Below are 1873 nucleotides of genomic sequence, written 5' to 3' on the forward strand. Positions count from 1 at the left end.
CCGGGAGACGACGCTGGCCGCGCTGGAGACCGGTTACCGGCGGGGGGGGGGGGGGGGGGGGGGGGGGGGGGGGGGGGGGGGGGGGGGGGGGGCCCACCCACCCGYCATACGAGAGACCGACGCCGGGCCACCCACCGGAACCAGACCCCGTCATACCTGGAGTCACAGCCATGACCGACGTACCCGCCCTCACCCTCAACAACGCCGTACGGATTCCGCAGCTCGGCTTCGGGACGTACAAGATCCCGCCGGAGGAGACCCGCGAGACGACGCTGGCCGCGCTGGAGACCGGTTACCGGCACATCGACACGGCGGCGATGTACGGCAACGAGAAGGAGGTCGGCCAGGCGGTGCGCGACTCCGGTCTCGACCGCGCCGACGTCTTCGTGACCAGCAAGCTGAACAACGACGCCCATGCCCACGACGACGCCCTCCGGGCGTTCGACCGCACCATGGACGAGTTGGGCCTCGACCACCTGGACCTCTACCTCATCCACTGGCCGCTGCCCGGCAAGGGCGACTTCGTGGAGACCTGGCAGGCCATGGAGGAGATCTACCGCTCCGGCCGGGCCAAGGCCATCGGGGTCTCCAACTTCCAGCCCCACCATCTGCGACGGCTGCTCGAAGGCGGCGACGTGGTCCCGGCGGTCAACCAGATCGAGGTGCACCCCTATCTGACCCAGGACGACGTCCGGGCCTTCGGCGCCGAGCACGACATCGCCACGGAGGCCTGGTCGCCCATCGCGCGCGGCAAGGTCCTCGACGACCCGGTCATCAAGCGGATCGCGGAGCGGCACGGGAAGACGCCCGCCCAGGTGACCCTGCGGTGGCACCTCCAGCGCGGCGACATCGTCTTCCCCAAGTCGGGGACCCGGAAGCGCATCGAGGAGAACTTCGACCTCTTCGACTTCGAGCTCGGCACGGGTGACATGGGTGAGATCTCCGCGCTGAACCGTGATGAGCGGCAGGGTCCCGACCCGGACCACTTCAACGGCTGAACCGCACGTCGGGCGGCGTCCGGACCCTCCCGCGAGGGGCGTCCGGGCGCCGCCCGAGGCATGTCCGGCGCCGAGCGGACCCGGGCCACGGGATAGCGTCGCCGCCGTGACCACCACCCCGCGCCCCGGCGCCACCGCTCCCGCCACGGCCGTCACGGCATCGCCCGGACAGGGGCGGGCCGCCGCACGGACCGTCGACGCCGTCGCCCTGCTGACGCCGCCCCTCGCCTTCGCCGTGCCGGTGCTCCTGGTGCGGGCCGGGCAGGAGGCCGAAGGGTTCCTCTTCCTCAACCTGGCCTCGCTGCTCATCAGCGTGCTGGTGGCGTTCTACGGCCATCTGAGCTGGCACGCGCGCCCGCTCGACGGCGGACTGCTCTCGGCGCGCACCCTCACCGGGCGGCGCACGGTCGACCTCGCCCGGCTGACCAAGGTCGGCCGCGTCGAGGTGCCGGGACCCCGGCTGGACGACCGGCTGGTCCTGACCGACGCGCACGGAGTGCGGCTCATCGTGCACCTGGTGCGGGGCGGCGGGGACACGGTGGACGCCACGGTCCGGCGGGCCCTGCTGAACCGTCCGGCCGGTGCCGGGGTGGTCGTCTCCCACCGCGCCGCCGAACGTCTCGGCCTGAGCGCTGACCTGACGCGCGAACACGGCCGTCTCCGTCCCGGCCGCAGGGTCCTCGAGGGCCTCATCGGGTGGCTGCCGCTGCTGTCCCTCCTCGTCGGCGTACCGGCGATGCTGGGGCTCACGGTCCTGGCCTGGATCCTCGCCCACGGCACCTGAGCCCGCGCCCCACCGCCCCGTCCGGCGCCCCGCCCGCCGCCGCGCGCCGCTTGGCCGGAATCCAATCTTGACCGCGGCGCGCCAAAGTCTA

Annotated in this window: 2 protein-coding genes; both read left to right on the forward strand. The window is 73.1% G+C overall.

What is annotated here, in order from left to right; genetic code table 11:
* Positions 1-170: 170 nt before the first annotated feature.
* Positions 171-998 carry an aldo/keto reductase gene (locus AB8Z36_RS38640; protein ID WP_369218037.1) on the forward strand — a complete coding sequence of 276 codons (828 nt, stop codon included), beginning with the start codon at positions 171-173 and terminating at the stop codon, positions 996-998.
* 106 nt (positions 999-1104) lie between these two features.
* Positions 1105-1782 carry a hypothetical protein gene (locus AB8Z36_RS38645; protein WP_369218038.1) on the forward strand — a complete coding sequence of 226 codons (678 nt, stop codon included), beginning with the start codon at positions 1105-1107 and terminating at the stop codon, positions 1780-1782.
* Positions 1783-1873: the final 91 nt, after the last annotated feature.

Source organism: Streptomyces flavofungini, assembly GCF_041028215.1.
GTDB classification, from domain to species: Bacteria; Actinomycetota; Actinomycetes; order Streptomycetales; family Streptomycetaceae; genus Streptomyces; species Streptomyces flavofungini_B.

Coding starts and splice junctions, on each gene's coding strand:
- AB8Z36_RS38640 (WP_369218037.1), top strand. CDS start 171: ATGACCGACGTACCCGCCCTCACCCTCAACAACGCCGTACGGATTCCG.